13 protein-coding genes and 2 pseudogenes are annotated in these 15,869 nt (G+C 41.3%); 12 read left to right on the top strand and 3 right to left on the bottom strand.

All coding sequences use genetic code 11. The features are described 5' to 3' along the window. Positions 1-4 precede the first annotated feature (4 nt). From adh to BrL25_RS00045, 6 genes are all read left to right on the top strand, one after another. Positions 5-1,525 (top strand): aldehyde dehydrogenase, encoded by a 1,521-nt coding sequence (gene adh, locus BrL25_RS00070; protein WP_018670556.1) that lies wholly within the window; start codon positions 5-7, stop codon positions 1,523-1,525. A gap of 38 nt (positions 1,526-1,563) precedes the next feature. Then, the gene (locus BrL25_RS00065; protein WP_018670557.1) at positions 1,564-1,905 is read left to right on the top strand and encodes a DUF779 domain-containing protein; all 342 of its coding nucleotides are present in this window, start codon (positions 1,564-1,566) and stop codon (positions 1,903-1,905) included. 330 nt (positions 1,906-2,235) lie between these two features. Continuing rightward, the gene (locus BrL25_RS00060; RefSeq protein ID WP_018670558.1) at positions 2,236-3,294 is read left to right on the top strand and encodes a FecCD family ABC transporter permease; all 1,059 of its coding nucleotides are present in this window, start codon (positions 2,236-2,238) and stop codon (positions 3,292-3,294) included. A gap of 3 nt (positions 3,295-3,297) precedes the next feature. Next, on the top strand, positions 3,298-4,332 hold the full coding sequence (locus BrL25_RS00055; RefSeq protein WP_018670559.1) for a FecCD family ABC transporter permease: 1,035 nt from the start codon (positions 3,298-3,300) through the stop codon (positions 4,330-4,332). Positions 4,333-4,389: 57 nt separating this feature from the next. Then, positions 4,390-6,105, top strand: a complete 1,716-nt coding sequence (locus tag BrL25_RS00050) for an ABC transporter ATP-binding protein (RefSeq protein ID WP_026315059.1) — start codon at positions 4,390-4,392, stop codon at positions 6,103-6,105. Positions 6,106-6,183: 78 nt separating this feature from the next. Further along, positions 6,184-7,233 carry an NAD(P)/FAD-dependent oxidoreductase gene (locus BrL25_RS00045; protein ID WP_018670561.1) on the top strand — a complete coding sequence of 350 codons (1,050 nt, stop codon included), beginning with the start codon at positions 6,184-6,186 and terminating at the stop codon, positions 7,231-7,233. A gap of 196 nt (positions 7,234-7,429) precedes the next feature. On the opposite strand, the gene BrL25_RS00040 is transcribed toward BrL25_RS00045, so the two are convergent. Next, complete coding sequence (locus tag BrL25_RS00040; protein WP_018670562.1) at positions 7,430-9,082, bottom strand: ABC transporter substrate-binding protein; 1,653 nt, start codon at positions 9,080-9,082, stop codon at positions 7,430-7,432. Positions 9,083-9,213: 131 nt separating this feature from the next. Next, a complete protein-coding gene (locus tag BrL25_RS00035) occupies positions 9,214-10,236 on the bottom strand; it encodes an ABC transporter substrate-binding protein (protein WP_018670563.1) in 1,023 nt (340 codons plus the stop codon). Positions 10,237-10,539: 303 nt separating this feature from the next. On the opposite strand from BrL25_RS00035, the gene BrL25_RS00030 reads away from it, so the two are divergent. Next, positions 10,540-11,229 (top strand): helix-turn-helix transcriptional regulator, encoded by a 690-nt coding sequence (locus BrL25_RS00030; protein WP_018670564.1) that lies wholly within the window; start codon positions 10,540-10,542, stop codon positions 11,227-11,229. Positions 11,230-11,246: 17 nt separating this feature from the next. Continuing rightward, a pseudogene (locus BrL25_RS00025) lies at positions 11,247-12,543 on the top strand (L-cysteine desulfidase family protein). Positions 12,544-12,642: 99 nt separating this feature from the next. On the opposite strand, the gene BrL25_RS00020 reads toward BrL25_RS00025, so the two are convergent. Continuing rightward, positions 12,643-13,347 carry a YjjG family noncanonical pyrimidine nucleotidase gene (locus BrL25_RS00020; protein WP_018670566.1) on the bottom strand — a complete coding sequence of 235 codons (705 nt, stop codon included), beginning with the start codon at positions 13,345-13,347 and terminating at the stop codon, positions 12,643-12,645. Between the two features lie 266 nt (positions 13,348-13,613). Here BrL25_RS00020 and BrL25_RS25360 point away from each other — a divergent pair, with 266 nt between their 5' ends. The 4 genes and pseudogenes from BrL25_RS25360 to BrL25_RS00005 all read left to right on the top strand — a co-directional run. Next, the gene (locus BrL25_RS25360) at positions 13,614-13,856 is read left to right on the top strand and encodes a hypothetical protein (protein WP_236848084.1); all 243 of its coding nucleotides are present in this window, start codon (positions 13,614-13,616) and stop codon (positions 13,854-13,856) included. Between the two features lie 38 nt (positions 13,857-13,894). Next, positions 13,895-14,254, top strand: coding sequence for an FAD-dependent oxidoreductase (locus BrL25_RS25355; RefSeq protein WP_236848083.1), 360 nt, complete (start codon positions 13,895-13,897; stop codon positions 14,252-14,254). A gap of 676 nt (positions 14,255-14,930) precedes the next feature. After that, positions 14,931-15,311: a RidA family protein gene (locus BrL25_RS00010; RefSeq protein ID WP_018670568.1), complete on the top strand. Its 381-nt coding sequence runs from the start codon at positions 14,931-14,933 to the stop codon at positions 15,309-15,311. Positions 15,312-15,455: 144 nt separating this feature from the next. Continuing rightward, positions 15,456-15,868 (top strand): annotated as a pseudogene (locus BrL25_RS00005) (DNA-3-methyladenine glycosylase I); the annotation flags it as partial. Between the last annotated feature and the right edge of the window lies 1 nt (position 15,869).

Here is a 15,869-nt window from a genome sequence, read left to right as displayed (position 1 = left end):
TCCCATGATTTATGCAAATCCGAATCAATCAGGAGCCAAGGTAACGTTTAAAACTAGATACGACAATTATATTGGTGGTAAATGGGTAGCACCTATTCATGGAGAATATTTTGATAATGTTACTCCGATTACTGGAAAAACATTTTGTGAAATAGCCAGATCAAGTGCCGAGGATGTTGAACTGGCACTTGATGCAGCTCATGAAGCCAAAGATGCGTGGGGCAGGACTTCCCCAGCGGAACGCGCAACGATCCTAAATAGAATTGCCGATCGAATTGAAGCTAACCTAGAGATGCTTGCGGTGGCTGAGACATGGGAAAATGGAAAACCTGTGAGAGAAACCCTAGCAGCGGATATTCCACTTGCGGTTGATCACTTCCGTTATTTCGCAGGTTGTTTACGCTCGCAGGAAAGTTCAATTAGTCAAATTGATCAGGATACAGTTGCCTATCATTTTCATGAGCCACTTGGCGTCGTTGGGCAAATTATACCGTGGAACTTCCCGTTGTTAATGGCTACGTGGAAGCTAGCACCAGCGCTTGCAGCCGGTAATTGCGTGGTGCTGAAGCCAGCAGAACAAACACCGGTTTCAATCCTAGTGCTCATGGAACTAATCGGTGATTTATTACCTCCAGGGGTAGTTAATGTGGTCAATGGTTTTGGGTTAGAAGCAGGTAAACCGCTTGCATCGAGTAATCGTATTGCTAAAATTGCTTTTACAGGTGAAACGACTACAGGAAGACTTATCATGCAATATGCATCGCAAAATATTATTCCTGTGACATTGGAGCTAGGTGGTAAATCGCCAAATATATTCTTTGAAAATGTATGTGCGAAAGATGATGCCTTTTTAAACAAGGCGATTGAAGGATTTGTCTTGTTTGCACTCAACCAAGGAGAGGTATGCACATGCCCATCCCGTGCGCTTATTCAGGAATCCATCTATGATCAATTTATGGAGAAGGCACTGGCACGGGTTGCCTCCATCAAACAAGGGAATCCTCTGGACACAGAAACCATGATTGGTGCTCAGGCTTCATCCGAACAAATTGAAAAAATCCTGTCCTATTTAGAAATTGGAAAAGCTGAAGGGGCAGAGTGCTTGATTGGTGGAGAACGAAATCAGCTGGGAGGTGAATTGGAAGGAGGATATTACGTCAAGCCGACTGTGTTTAAAGGACACAATCGAATGAGAATCTTCCAAGAAGAAATATTTGGCCCAGTAGTGAGCGTGACGACGTTCTCTGATCCAGAAGAAGCCTTGTCTATCGCAAACGACACGCTATATGGACTAGGGGCAGGTGTATGGACAAGGGATATCAATCAAGCCTACCGCTTTGGACGTTCTATTGAAGCAGGACGTGTATGGACTAACTGCTATCATGCTTATCCAGCACATGCCGCCTTTGGTGGTTATAAAGTATCTGGAATTGGGCGAGAAAACCATAAAATGATGCTGTCACATTATCAGCAAACAAAAAATCTTCTGGTAAGCTATAGTGATCAAGCATTAGGATTCTTTTAAACAGGCAGTAGCCAAACAACATGGGATGAGGGGATAACATGGGGGTACAGCCAAAGGTGTTGGCAACAGATGCAGCGCTCGCTTTAATTGAAAAGCTTACAGCCAAATATGGTCCCCTCCTGTTTCATCAATCTGGGGGCTGTTGTGATGGTAGTTCTCCGATGTGTTATCCTGCGGGAGAATTGTTAATTGGCGATCATGATGTACTGCTTGGAGAGATCGGCAATACTCCTTTTTATATGAGTGAAGCTCAGTATGAATATTGGAAGCATACCCAACTGATTATTGATGTGGTTCCAGGACGCGGAGGAATGTTTTCGCTGGAGGGACCAGAGGGTGTTCGATTCTTAACACGCTCGAGATTGTTTACAGAAGAGTAAACTTGTGAGTGAAATTGATAGATGTTAGGTGATTGATAATCAGAATATAGATAGTAAAAGGCTTGGTCGTTTTGAACGATCGAGTCTTTTTTTTGCCGAGACATGATATCAATTATTCATTTTGTACAAAAAAATCCTTCAGTTTGTCCATTGTCATGAATGATGGCAGTGATCTATAATCATTAAAGTGAAAATGAGAATCACTTTCATTAAATGGTGAGATCAGGAGGGATTTTTTTTCACATGATCACGTGGAAGAGACCATTTGATCATGAAGTTGTCTAAACACCAGAACAACTTACATATTACATTGATGAAAAGGTGGCACGAATGAGTCAAAAGGCCAATGTAAGTAAAGTAGCAGTTACAGACATCCATAACATCAATGTGAGTTCTCGTCCGTGGGCAGTGACATTGATAGTAATCGGTGGTCTTAGCTTGCTAGTACTAGCTATTATTTTATCCGTTTCCTTTGGGGCAGCCGATATTCATTTCCTTGTTGTCTGGGAAGCTATTTTCTCATTTAATCCAGATAGTACTCAACACCAAATTATACAAGAGCTTCGCTTACCACGTGTTCTTGGAGGAGCTATGGTTGGGGCTTGTTTTGCTGTTGCAGGAGCAATTATGCAAGGAATGACCCGAAATCCGTTAGCAGATTCCGGCTTGCTAGGAATAAATGCCGGAGCTGGTTTTGCTCTGGCACTTTGTTTTGCCTTTTTTCCAGGACTGCCATTTATGTATTTGATCTTGTGGTCGTTTCTTGGTGCAGGTGTAGGAGCAGGAATGGTATACGGAATTGGCTCGCTGGCTAAAGGCGGATTAACACCAGTTCGTCTCGTGTTAGCCGGTGCAGCACTGAGTGCTTTATTATCAGCACTAAGCGAAGGAATAGCCCTTTATTTTCGCATCGGTCAGGATTTAGCATTTTGGTATGCTGGGGGCGTGGCAGGGACGAAGTGGATTCAGCTTCAGATCATGTTTCCTTGGATTGCTGTTTCGATCATAGGAGCGATTGCTTTATCTCGTTCGATTACCATGCTTAGTCTTGGTGAGGACATCGCAAGAGGACTTGGTCAGAAAACCTTATTGGTAAAGCTGGTTGGGACTCTTCTTGTTTTAATTTTAGCCGGTGCAGCGGTTTCGGTAGTTGGTGCAGTAGGCTTTGTGGGGCTTATTATCCCCCATTTAACCCGTTATGTAGTGGGGGTCGATTATCGGTACATCATTCCCTGCTCAGCTATACTTGGAAGTTTACTGGTGGTTTTCGCTGATTTAGCTGCCAGAATGATTAACCCTCCCTTTGAGACACCGATTGGGGCATTAATAGCACTCATAGGTGTTCCGTTCTTTCTATATCTGGCACGTAAGGAAAGGAGGGAGCTGTAGGTTATGGAAAGTGTAACGACTACGAAAACAGAACGGCTTAGATTAAAACGTGGCTTCACGGTGATATTTATATTTAGCATTCTGATTATCATTGCTTTTATTTTAAGTATGAATACGGGATTTATTCGATTGTCTCCACTGGAATTGTTACAAACGCTGTTTGGAGCAGGTACAGACAAGCAGAATTTAATCTTGTTTGAATTTCGCCTTCCACGCATCGTGATCTCAATCTTGATTGGTGCTGGCTTAGCCGTATCAGGTTGTGTGATGCAGGGAATTTCCCGGAACGCATTAGCTGATCCTGGTATTCTCGGTATAAATGCAGGTGCTGGTTTAATGGTAATGCTATTCATTTCTTTTTATCCAACAACAGCAGCTGCACCGATCTTTTTATTGCCTGTTTTAGCTTTGATTGGTGCAGGCTTGACTGCAGCTCTTATCTACTCACTTGCCTACAAACGATACGAGGGACTTTCACCAACGAGACTTTTACTTAGCGGGATTGCTGTTGCAGCAGGGATAAGTGCTGCCATGATCGTTTTGACACTTAAAATCAGCCCGGAGAAATACCAATTTGTAGCAACATGGTTAGCTGGGAGTATATGGGGAACCAATTGGAATTTTGTTTTGTCATTACTTCCATGGATCTTGATCTTACTACCATACGTGTACTATAAGGCACGAATCATGAACGTACTAAATCTTGGAGAGCAGGCTGCCATCGGACTTGGCGTGTCTGTATCAAGAGAACAACTGGCTTTGATAGCAGCAGCAGTTGGACTTGCTGGCGCTTGTGTCGCAGTTAGTGGGGGAATTGGCTTTGTAGGACTAATTGGACCGCATCTAGCACGGCGATTGGTTGGACCACGACATCAAATATTGATCCCAACGGCAGCTCTAGCTGGGGCATTGCTTGTCATCACGGCAGATACGATTGGTCGATGGATGTTACAGCCATCAGAAATTCCGACTGGAATAGTGGTAGCTGTTATTGGTGCTCCCTATTTCCTCTATCTGTTGGCACGATCGAAAGCATAGCATGACTGTCTATATACATTGGTTGGAAATACAAAAAAGGGGGCTTTATTGAAAAACATGATAAAACGTTTCTTTGCCTATTATGTTCCTTACAAGAGATTGTTTATGCTGGATTTTGGCTGCGCAGTCTTTGCAGGTCTATTGGAGCTTTGTTTCCCACTTGCTGTTAATTATTTTGTTGACGATCTGTTGCCAGGCGGGAAATGGGATATCATTTTATGGGCATCGCTTGGCTTACTATTTATTTATGCCCTGAATACATTTTTACTTTATATTGTCAACTATTGGGGACATATGCTGGGAATAAACATTGAGACTGATATGCGCAAGAAACTATTCGATCATATACAGAAGCTGTCATTCCGCTTTTTTGATAACAACAAAACAGGTCATCTGATGTCGAGATTAACAAACGACATGAATCAAATTGGTGAGATGGCTCATCATGGACCAGAAGATTTATTCATAGCGCTGATGACTTTGACAGGTTCCTTTACACTGATGTTGTTCATTCATTGGAAACTTGCGGTATTTACCTTTGTGGTCATTCCTGTGATTATTTGGTTTGTTGTCTACTTTAATAAAAAAATGACCGAAGCCATTCACCAATTATTTACTGATATTGGAGATTTCAATGCGCGAGTGGAGGATAATGTTGGTGGCATTCGTGTTGTGAAGGCTTTTTCAAATGAGGAGCATGAGAAAACGAAGTTCGCAGTAAATAATAGTAGATTTCGTTTAACGAAGCTGGTTTCCTATAAGCTTATTGCCAAAAATGGGTCAATTAGTTATATGATGATGCGTTTTGTAACGGTTTTTGTGATGGTGTGCGGCACGTGGTACGTCATTAATAATGAGCTTACATACGGTGAGTTTATCGGCTTCTTGCTATTAACAAATGTCTTTTTCCGACCTATTGAGAAAATTAACTCTATCATAGAGAGCTACCCGCAAGGATTTGCCGGGTTCAAACGGTATGTGGAATTACTAGATACAGAACCAGACATTGCGGATGCACCTCATGCAGTTGAAATGGGGGTATTTACAAAGGCAATTCGTTTTGAAAATGTTTCATTTGGATATGAGAATGAAACGAAGGTACTAAATAACGTTCAGTTAACGATTAACAAGGGAGAAACAGTGGCCTTTGTGGGTCCATCTGGGGCGGGTAAAACGACTTTGTGCAGCCTGCTTCCGCGTTTTTATGAAGTACAAGCTGGAAAAATTATGATTGATAATGTGGACATTCGTGAGTTGAAACAGGAATCCTTGCGAAGACAGATCGGGATTGTACAGCAGGACGTATTCCTGTTTTCGGGGACAATCCGCGAAAATATTCTTTACGGGAAGCTACATGCTACAGAGAATGAGATATGGGAGGCAGTCAAAAGAGCAAGACTGGATGAATTTATTCTTGCTCAACCAGATGGATTGGATACGGTTATTGGTGAGAGGGGCGTTAAGCTGTCAGGGGGACAGAAGCAAAGGCTCTCTATTGCCCGAATTTTTATAAAAAATCCACCAATTCTTATTCTTGACGAAGCCACTTCAGCACTGGATACGGAGACAGAGGTCGCTATTCAGCAGGCGTTGACCGAGCTGTCAGAAGGAAGAACTACGCTTGTGATTGCCCATCGCTTAGCAACCATTAAAAATGCGGATCGAATCGTTGTAGTAGCAGACCAAGGAATTATAGAACAGGGAAGTCATCAACAGCTACTATCTGTAGGAGGCATATACAGTAGATTGCATGAAGCACAATTTGGTACCTAATTCTATTAATTGATGCTACATGCTTGTTTCTCTACTTGTGTGTATTACGAAAATGATTAGAAAGTTGGAGATAGGAATATGACTGAACAGCTAGAGCTATTTGATGTGACGATTATAGGGGGTGGCCCGGCTGGCATGTATACCGCTTTTTACAGTGGTATGCGTGATCTAAAAACGAAATTGATCGAGGCAAAGCCGGAGCTTGGGGGACGGATGCTCATTTATCCAGAGAAAATGATCTGGGATGTTGGTGGTGTGACCCCGATTCTATGTGAAAAATTAATCGGACAATTGGAACAGCAGGCTAGAACATTCGATCCAACAATCGTACTAGGCCAACAAATCACAGGACTTTCTCGACAAGAAGATGGAACATTTATTCTTACTGCGGCAACTGGTGAGAAGCACCATACGCGAACCATTATTTTAGCAATTGGGTACGGAATATTGACCATGCAAAAGCTAGGGATTGAGGGTGCTGATCGTTACGAAGTCACAAACCTACATTATACCGTTCAAGAGCTGGAGGTGTTCCGAGGCAAACGAGTGCTTATTTCAGGTGGTGGTAACTCTGCGGTTGACTGGGCTAATGAATTAGAACCAATTGCTGAAAAAGTAACGATTGTCCACAGACGAGATCAATTTGGCGGACATGAGAAAAACGTCTCAATGATGAGAGAATCTTCTGTAGATATACGGACACCTTATGCTGTAACACAGCTCCATAGTAATGGACAGAGTATAGAACAGGTAACGATCACCCATATGGAAACAGACGAAACTGAGCTCATCGAGGTGGATGCTGTGATTGTTAATCATGGACTAAAATGTGATTATGGTCCACTCGTCGAATGGGGGCTAGAAATGAAAGATGAGCTAGCCGTTGTGAATGGAAAGCTGGAAACGAATATACCTGGTATTTTTGCTGCGGGTGATTTTGTCGATTATGATAGTAAGGTTCGATTAATTGCTGGAGCGTTTACGGACGGGGCACTTGCTTTGAACAGTGCGAAGCTATATCTAGACCCTGAGGCGCCAAAAGTAGCATACGTTTCTTCGCACAATATTCGCTTTAAAGAAAAGAACAAGCAACTGGGATTGGATGATGATGATTACCGCAACGTATGATAAGAGGATTTTCAGCCATGCTCGTATGGTAATTATGCAGTAAACATCGTGATCATCTTTCAAAAAGAAAGCAGATAGACACAAGTCCAAATAGGGAGTGTCTGTCTGCTTTTTCATGTCTTGATAGAAAAATATTTGCTTAGCTAGCAGGACCAATTCGTTTTTTTGTAATACGGCTGAAAGGGCGCTAGGCTAACTAGACGATGAGCTGGGGGAGAGATTCAAGTAACCACTCTCTGGTCATTGCATCCGCATAATTCCATATCTCTGCTTCTATCAGATATACGTATCCATCGCGAACGGCTGGAAGGTTTTTCCACGAGGGGGTGTCCATTAGTTTATCGGTCGCTTGTTTAGATTCCACATTAGCTGATAAAAGCATGAAAATCCGATCACCAGCATATAGTGGCAAAGCTTCCTCCGAGATTTCAATAAAACCTGAACCTGAATCCAGGATTTCTTGTATTTTGGGTACAGGTTGAAAACCCAGCGGATGATAAAGTGCCGATGATAGACCTGTAGTACCCATGACATACAAATGCTTGCCATGTTCATAGATAAAGACGGAGGCGGTTTCTCCGGGTTTTATTTTGGAACGTAGCTGCTGCCACATGCTAGTAGCTTTTGTATCATACCCGTCTAACCATTTTTTTGCCTCTTTTCTCTTATCTAGTATTCTGCCAAGTGTTTGAATACGTTCAGCAAGAGGTGCAAATGAATTAAATGTAACCGTAGGGGCAATCCTTGAAATCTTTTTATATTCATTTTCGTCAGCATTAGCGAAAATAATCAAATCTGGTTTGAGAGCCATCGTTTTTTCCGGATTAATAGGTAAGCCGATATCTTGTACTTCAATTCCCCGATCTTTATAGATAGGGTGATCCATCAAAGCATATCCGCCACCGACGGCCTTCACACCTAAAGCCAGCAAATCCCCATATGTTTCTCCATGATAAATGATGCGTTTGGGATGCGAGGGAATTTTAACCTCATGACCTGTCCAGTCCTTAACTGCCTTTCCACGACGCATCAAAAGTGCATACTGCTTAGGAGCAATCCCTGTCATTTGACGAAAGCGGCGGTTGAAATAATATTCATCTGAAAATCCGACTTGGCAAGCAATTTCCCGCAGGGGACTGTTCGAATGGATTAATAATTCCTTCGAATGGTTAATGCGTAGCTCGGTCAAAAAGTCCAGCGGTTTTTTCCCCGTTAATTCTTGAAAGATCGTTGTGTATTTCCAGGGAGCTACATTAGCTAGGTGTGCAAGCTGTTTAACTGTAATGTTGTACATATAGTTTTTTTTCATATAATGAATCGTGTTTTCTACTGAGAGAGTTGAATGAAACGACTGATTGTAATGAAGATTATGTTCAAACAGAAAGCCTAGTAAGTCCTGAAAATGAAGATGCTGTTTAAACCATTCAAGCTCTGAATTATAGTTGTTTCCCGCATATAATGCTTCGGTAAGACGATTTAACCGTGAGAACGGGTATACCGCTATTTCCTGCTTGTCAGGCAAGATGTTTCCAGAATATGAGGTATGCTGGGATTCACCTATTTGGATTACGGTAAACGTAATCTGATAGAATTGAATTTCACTATCGTATCCATTTTCAATCTGAAGCGTACTTCCCGGGGGAAGTGAATAGCATTTTTCAGGCAATAATTGAAAGACGTCCGTGTCGATATGTATAGTGCCCTTTCCCTTATTAAAAATGAACAGGGTATGGTATTGAGAAGTTTCAATTTCGGACTTCCATCCTACTGGCTTAATGATCATTTCAATAGTTGATAGATGAAAAAGCAAGGAACGGAGTGGAACACAAGTAGATTTTAGCTGAGTCAATCTGTTCTCCTCCTCATTGGTGAGAATTATTATCAGTTCTGTTCATTGTATAAAAAGAAAAGAAGCTTTTCAATAATCTTTGAAAAGCTTCTTTTGTATTCTATTCACATATTTTGTAAGGGATAACCAGCTTATTTTTTAAGTAGCTTAGGTAATTCCTCTATCAGCCATTCTCTTGTTAAAGCATCACTACCAGATTTAACGATATCAAGGGAATAGACATGTCCCTGTTTTACGCCAGGTAGCTCCTTCCAAATTGCTGTTTTTAGTAAATCATCTGTAGATCTCTTCGCTTCATCAGCGATAGGAACGAGGATAAAAATCCGATCACCGGCATATTTTGGCAGAAGCTCCATGGATATTTCTTTAAATCCTGTATTATTGTTCAATATTTCTTGAATAGGTGCGGTTGGTTTAAAGCCATTTGGCTGGTATAGCACTTGTGAAAGCCCTGTGCTTGCCATGACAAATAACCGATTTCCAGGATAATAGGTGAACACAGAAGCAGTCTCGTCATTTCCTATCCCTGCTGCATGTAACTCATCCCACATCTTGTTATCCTTGGCATGGTAACCAGCCAGCCACTCCTTTGCTTGTTGCTCTTTCCCAACAATGCTACCTAATAAAGTGATACGTTCGTCCATCGGTGCAAAGGTATCGAACATAATCGTAGGTGCAATTTTAGAAAGCTGTTCGTATTCCTTTTCATCTGTACTTCCAATAATAATTAAGTCTGGTTCAAGACCCAACGCTTTTTCAAGGTTGATTGGAAAGCCGACATCTACAGTGTGTTGTTTGACTTTATCTTCATAAACTGTGTCTGTAATCCAATTGGAGGACGTACCGACAGCATTTATCTGTAGGGCTACTAAATCACTAAATGTTTCGCCAGCAAAAATGATGCGTTGTGGTGCAACAGGAATCACTACAGAATGCCCTTTATAATCTGTATATTTTTGTGTAGAAACAGTTGTATCCTTCATATCTGGTTTTGCGTTCTCAGAAGGGGTAGGTGTATTTTTGGGAATGGTTTGTATCGAAATTTTTTCTGTGCTGCTTTTCTGCTCTTCTGAAGGGCTACCACAGCCCACTGACACTGCTCCAATCATTGCAATCATACAAAAATTAACGATATATTTTCGGATTTGAATCATTGTACACGTTCCTCCAGCATGCTCATGTTATTTTAAAGTAATGATTATCATTATCAGCAACTAAATGAATAATAAAGGATGATTTTCAGTAACTCAATGGACAAACGCAATCCATCCATTTTATTTTGTACAAAAGGGAGAAGGGAAGTAGGGAGGGGGATGTAGGGAAGAAGAGATAGGCTGGATTGACATCATCTTCAAACAGTTTTAGGGACCAAAACATGTAGAAAAAATATTATTGTGATGATAAAATCTTATTATCTTTTTTATCGCTAACAATGATGGAAAACGGAGAAATACAGCATGCAGAATAAAACAGTATTACAGATGTATGTTCCACTCGTCTCCTTTATCGCCTCCATTCTCGGCAAGCACTCAGAGGTTGTATTACACGACTTATCACAGCAGGAAACCTCTATTATCGCGATTGAGAATGGACATATTAGTGGGAGAAAAATAGGGGATGCACCGACGAATCTGGTCTTACAGGTGCTACAGGATAAGACCTATTTAAAAAAGGAATTTATTGCAAACTATAAGGCATACGGTAAAAATGGGAAGGTTTTTCGTTCATGGAGCTATTTCATTAAAAATCCAGCAAATGAACTAATCGGTGTGCTTTGTGTCAATTCGGATGTGGAACATTTTGAAAAAGCAAAAGAGTGGATCGATAGCTTTTTACACATCGGGGAGCAACAGCAGGAGGTAGATCAAACAGGACGTAGAGATACAGAACACCTGCCGGAGCACCTGCATGGTCAGGCGGAGGATGTACTTGCTAGCATGATCCATCAAACGATGATGGATATACCAACTCCACCGGAACGGATGACGGTGCAAGAGAAAATGGAGATTGTGAAAAAATTGTACCATCAGGGTGCTTTTCAGTTAAAAGGCGGGGTACATGCGATCTCTAAGCAATTAAAATCCTCAGAACCTACTATTTATCGGTATTTACACAAAATCAAAGAAGAAGAGAAGGACTTATTTTAACGAAAAGGAAGACGGCTATGAGAGATATGAGCAAAAAGATTGTACAGCTATTAGAAAAAGAATTGGTTGTTGCTCTTGGGTGCACGGAGCCTGTAGCGATTGCTTGGGCAGCCTCTGTCGCCAAAAGTTATCTGGAAGCCGCCATTACCTCTATTGATGTAACAATTAGTGCTAATGTGATGAAAAATGCTATGGCAGTTGGAATACCCGGTATGCAACAAACCGGCATAGATTTTGTGTCTGCATTAGGTGCTTTTGGCAGGCGATCATGAGCGAAAGCTGGAAGTATTGAAGAATGTCGTACCTGAAGCTGAACAACAGGCGCTCGAATTCGTTGAAGCTGGTAATGTCACGATCCAATTAGCGGACACTCCCAAAAAACTATACATTGAAGTAACTGTCCACACAGCCTCTGATTACGCCAAAGTGATCATAGAAGATATGCATACAGAGATCAGACGGATTGAAGTGAGTGGAGCCACTGTATTTGAAAAGGAATGCGATTACTATCATGAGCAGGGCGGAAAAGAAAAAGACATATGTGAAACCCTGACACTAGATAGTATCTATCAATTTGTTATGGAAATACCTCTTGATGATCTGACTCTGGTCAAACAAAGTATTGAGCTAAATAGAGCAATTTGCAACGAGGGTCTGAAAAACAACTACGGTTTACAAGTCGGTAAAATCCTCAAGGATAATGTTGCCAAGGGATTATTGTCTGATGACTTAATTACTCATGCCATGTCATTAACTGCCGCAGGTTCAGATGCACGGATGGCAGGAATCATGCTACCGGTTATGTCAAATTCGGGTAGCGGGAATCAGGGAATCTCTGTAACCATGCCGGTGGTAGCTGTTGCAGACAAATTGGGATCATCCGATGAACAGATGATTCGAGCCGTTACCTTTAGTCATTTAGTAGCCATTTGGATTAAATCAAAATTCGGTAGATTATCTGCATTGTGTGGGGTGACTGTTGCGGGAGCTAGCGCGGCTGCGGCGATTACGTATCTACTCGGCGGTAATCTCAATCAAATCTCTTTTGCCATTCAAAATACGATTGGAAATGTAACAGGTATGCTTTGTGATGGGGCAAAAGCAGGCTGTGCTATGAAGGTGTCTACCTGTACAGGAGCAGCCGTACAATCAGCTCTGCTGGCGTCACAGGGGATGGGGGTACCGGGAACAAATGGGATTATTGATGAAGGATTAGAAAAAACCATTGATAACTTCTGCCGACTAGGGAATGAAGGCTCTGGCAAAATGGATGAGCTGATGCTTGAGATGATGGTTAAGAAGCAAAAGAAATAAACAAGGACTATCATGTAATCTATAAGTGGGTCAATTGTGGCAATTTATGGATTACATGATAGGTAAGATCATGTAAAAAATTTTCGGTATAAATGAAATTTAAAGGATTGTTGAGTTGATTTTTAACATTCGATAAAGCTCATCAAGCTTTTGTATTTGATAGGTTGGCACAATATCAGTGTCATTAGGTTTCAATTCGGGATTGAACCAACAGGTGTCTAGACCGGCTAGCTGTCCGCCTTTTATATCCGCGCTTAGGGAATCTCCGATCAGTAAGCCTTTTTCTACGGAGAAATTAGGAATTCGGGCAAAGACGTAATCAAAATATTCCTTCATTGGCTTCTGAAACCCAGTATCCTCCGAAACAAAAATATCCTTACATAACGGATATAATCCTGAATCACGTAAGCGTTTATACTGAGTCTTGGAAACACCATTCGTAACAATATATATATCATAATGACTGTGAAGGCTTGTTATTAATTCAAAGGCCCCAGTAACCAGCTGATGTCCCTCTTCTAGGTAGCTACGATAGTTTTTCTCCAATAAGGCTCCATCAACCTCTTGATCATATTCCTTAAGTAGAATGGAAAAGCGTGTATTTATTACCTCATCTCGATCTATTTTTCCTTCCTCAAAGTCTCTCCATAGACCTTGGTTTATGCTTTTATAACGTGCTTCAATTTCAGGGGTTAAGAGAATGTTTTGATCCTTGAAAAGGAAGTGTAACGCTAAGTTTTCTGCTGCACCAAAATCTAAAAGTGTATCATCTACATCAAATAATAAGGTTTGATAATTTTTCAAAGCTCTCCCTCATTTTCTTACTTGTTGTTTTGTTTTTTAGTATAGCATTTTTTATTTTGTTATTTTTAAAAAATGGAATTATGAATCAAAAAATGAAATATTCTGCAAAACTCGATAACAATAGAAATAACATGGATGCACTCGTCCTGCGGTGGCAATGCTAGCTGTTAGAATCCCTTTGATTGGGGTAAATAGCATATTATAGCATACAAAAGGAGAGCAGCGGATGAAAATTATTATTATTGGTGGCGTTGCAGCCGGTATGAGTGCGGCAGCTAAAGCAAAGCGAATGCATAAAGACGCCAGAGATTATTGTCTATGAAATGACGGAAGAGGTATCGTTTGGTGCATGTGGGTTGCCTTATTTCGTGGGAAATTTCTTTGAGAACCCTAACCAAATGATAGCCCGTACAAAAGAGCAATTTGCAGATTCGGGGATTTTGGTCCATACGAAGCATCAAGTGACTTCGCTTCATCCACAGACGAAAACCATTCGAGTAAATCGTTAAAAACCGATCAAGAGTTTGATGATCAATATGACAAGGTTATGATTGCTACGGGAGCGTCTGCGGTTGTACCTCCGTTTGATAACAAAGACCTTGTGAACATTTTCACGCTAAAGAGTATGCAGGATGGTGTAGCCTTAAAAGAAATAGCAATGAAGCCTGATTATAAACGAGTAGTGGTCATCGGTGGGGGTTATATCGGGATGGAAGTCGTGGAAGCTATGCAAAATCTAGGGAAAGAGGTACGATTGATCCAAGCAGATAGCCGTGTGCTTCCTGAAACATTCGATGAAGAAATCACCGAGATCATGTCCGAAGGAATTCTTCGTAAAGGTGTACTTTTACATACGGAAGAGCGTGTGCAGGGTTTTGTCGGAGAAATGAGAGTAGAGCGTGAATAACGGATCAGGGTCAATATCCAGCTGATATCGTAGTGATAGCTACCGGTGTGCGTCCGAACACGCAATTTCTTAAAGAGACAGGGATTACTATGCTGGAAATGGAGCGCTTGTAATTAATGGGCATGGAGAGATCTCTTCCAGATGTCTATGCCGCTGGGGATTGTGCCACGGTCTATCATTTGGTAAAAAAAGCAATCAGTCTACATCCCGTTAGCCACCACAGCCAATAAACTAGGGCGCATTGTAGGAGAAAATCTTGTGGGTCATAACAGCCATTTTCCCGGAACATTAGGCTCTGCCTGCATAAGGTACTAGATTTGGAAGCAGGTCGTACAGGACTTTCAGAAAGGAAGCAAAGGAGCTGGGGCTTTCCTATAACACAATCATATTCTGACAAAATCAGACAATTATTATCCGGGTCAGGTAGACATTCATGTGAAACTGATTATGATGCAAAGACAAAGGTCATTCTTGGTGGACAAATCATTGGGAAACAAGGGGCTGTCTTACGGGTTGATGTGCTCGCAGCTGCATTCACAACAAGATGACAACTGAAGATTTAGGAATGCTTGATCTATGCTACTCTCCACCATTTTCCCGAACATGGGATGTGCTTAATATAGCGGGGAATGTAGCAAAATGATCGAAGAGTAAAGAATCTAGGGGAGGATCAATAATGAACAGACAGGTTATTCATACCGAAAAAGCACCTCAAGCTATTGGACCATACTCACAAGCTATTGTAGTAAATGGCATGGCTTATACTTCAGGTCAATTAGGGTTTAAGCCAGGTACCGCAGACCTATTTGAAACAGTAGAAGAACAGACTCATCAAGCGATGAAGAATTTGCAGGCTATCTTAGAAGAAGCGGGTACAAGCTTGAAGAATGTAGTGAAAACGACTGTATTTGTTCAGGATTTGAACGACTTTGCCAAAGTAAATGAAGCCTATCATACATATTTTCAACAAGCTGCTCCTGCACGTAGTTGCGTACAAGTTGCTGCCTTGCCTAAAGGTGCGCTAGTAGAGATTGAAGCGATTGCAGTCGTTGAGTAAGAGCAGAGTAGTAGGTTAGGTTTTTAGGAAAAGCACCTTTGCTTATCATGAAGCATAGGTGCTTTTTTAGTATTAATTCTTGCTTACCGGTTTAACATTCGATATGATAACAAAAGAACGTTTTCGTAAGGAGGAAAAGTAAAGATGTGGGGTAATCAAGATTTGTACATCGATTATCATGGGAATGGGGCGTACCAGTCTACGATGATCGGTTACTCTTTGAATATATAAAATGGAAGGTCTCAAGCAGGACTTAGTTGGTACACCATCTTAAAAAAAAGAGAGAACTATCGTCTAGCTTTCGATCAATTCGAGCCATCCAAAATTATTGCCTACGATGACAAGAAAATAGCAGAGCTGATGAATAATGAAGGAATTGTGAGAAACAAGCTTAAAATACAAGCCGTTATTACCAACGCGAAGGCGTATTTTGCTATTGTAGATGAATTTGGATCGTTTAGCACATACATATGGTCATTTGTAGATGGAAATCTATCCAAAATCATCCGTCTAGTTTACAAGACGTTCCGGTAACCACAGAAATTAGTGATAGGTTAA

The organism is Brevibacillus laterosporus DSM 25 (assembly GCF_002706795.1).
Classification (GTDB): domain Bacteria; phylum Bacillota; class Bacilli; order Brevibacillales; family Brevibacillaceae; genus Brevibacillus_B; species Brevibacillus_B laterosporus.
The sequence above is the reverse complement of the archived record's forward strand: the minus strand, read 5'-3'. Positions and strand labels throughout refer to the sequence as shown.

Excerpts from the sequence above, each read along its gene's own strand:
- adh (WP_018670556.1), top strand. The coding sequence starts at position 5 with ATGATTTATGCAAATCCGAATCAATCAGGAGCCAAGGTAACGTTTAAA.
- BrL25_RS00065 (WP_018670557.1), top strand. The coding sequence starts at position 1,564 with ATGGGGGTACAGCCAAAGGTGTTGGCAACAGATGCAGCGCTCGCTTTA.
- BrL25_RS00060 (WP_018670558.1), top strand. The coding sequence starts at position 2,236 with ATGAGTCAAAAGGCCAATGTAAGTAAAGTAGCAGTTACAGACATCCAT.
- BrL25_RS00055 (WP_018670559.1), top strand. The coding sequence starts at position 3,298 with ATGGAAAGTGTAACGACTACGAAAACAGAACGGCTTAGATTAAAACGT.
- BrL25_RS00050 (WP_026315059.1), top strand. The coding sequence starts at position 4,390 with ATGATAAAACGTTTCTTTGCCTATTATGTTCCTTACAAGAGATTGTTT.
- BrL25_RS00045 (WP_018670561.1), top strand. The coding sequence starts at position 6,184 with ATGACTGAACAGCTAGAGCTATTTGATGTGACGATTATAGGGGGTGGC.
- BrL25_RS00035 (WP_018670563.1), bottom strand. The coding sequence starts at position 10,236 with ATGATTCAAATCCGAAAATATATCGTTAATTTTTGTATGATTGCAATG.
- BrL25_RS00030 (WP_018670564.1), top strand. The coding sequence starts at position 10,540 with ATGCAGAATAAAACAGTATTACAGATGTATGTTCCACTCGTCTCCTTT.
- BrL25_RS25355 (WP_236848083.1), top strand. The coding sequence starts at position 13,895 with ATGATTGCTACGGGAGCGTCTGCGGTTGTACCTCCGTTTGATAACAAA.
- BrL25_RS00010 (WP_018670568.1), top strand. The coding sequence starts at position 14,931 with ATGAACAGACAGGTTATTCATACCGAAAAAGCACCTCAAGCTATTGGA.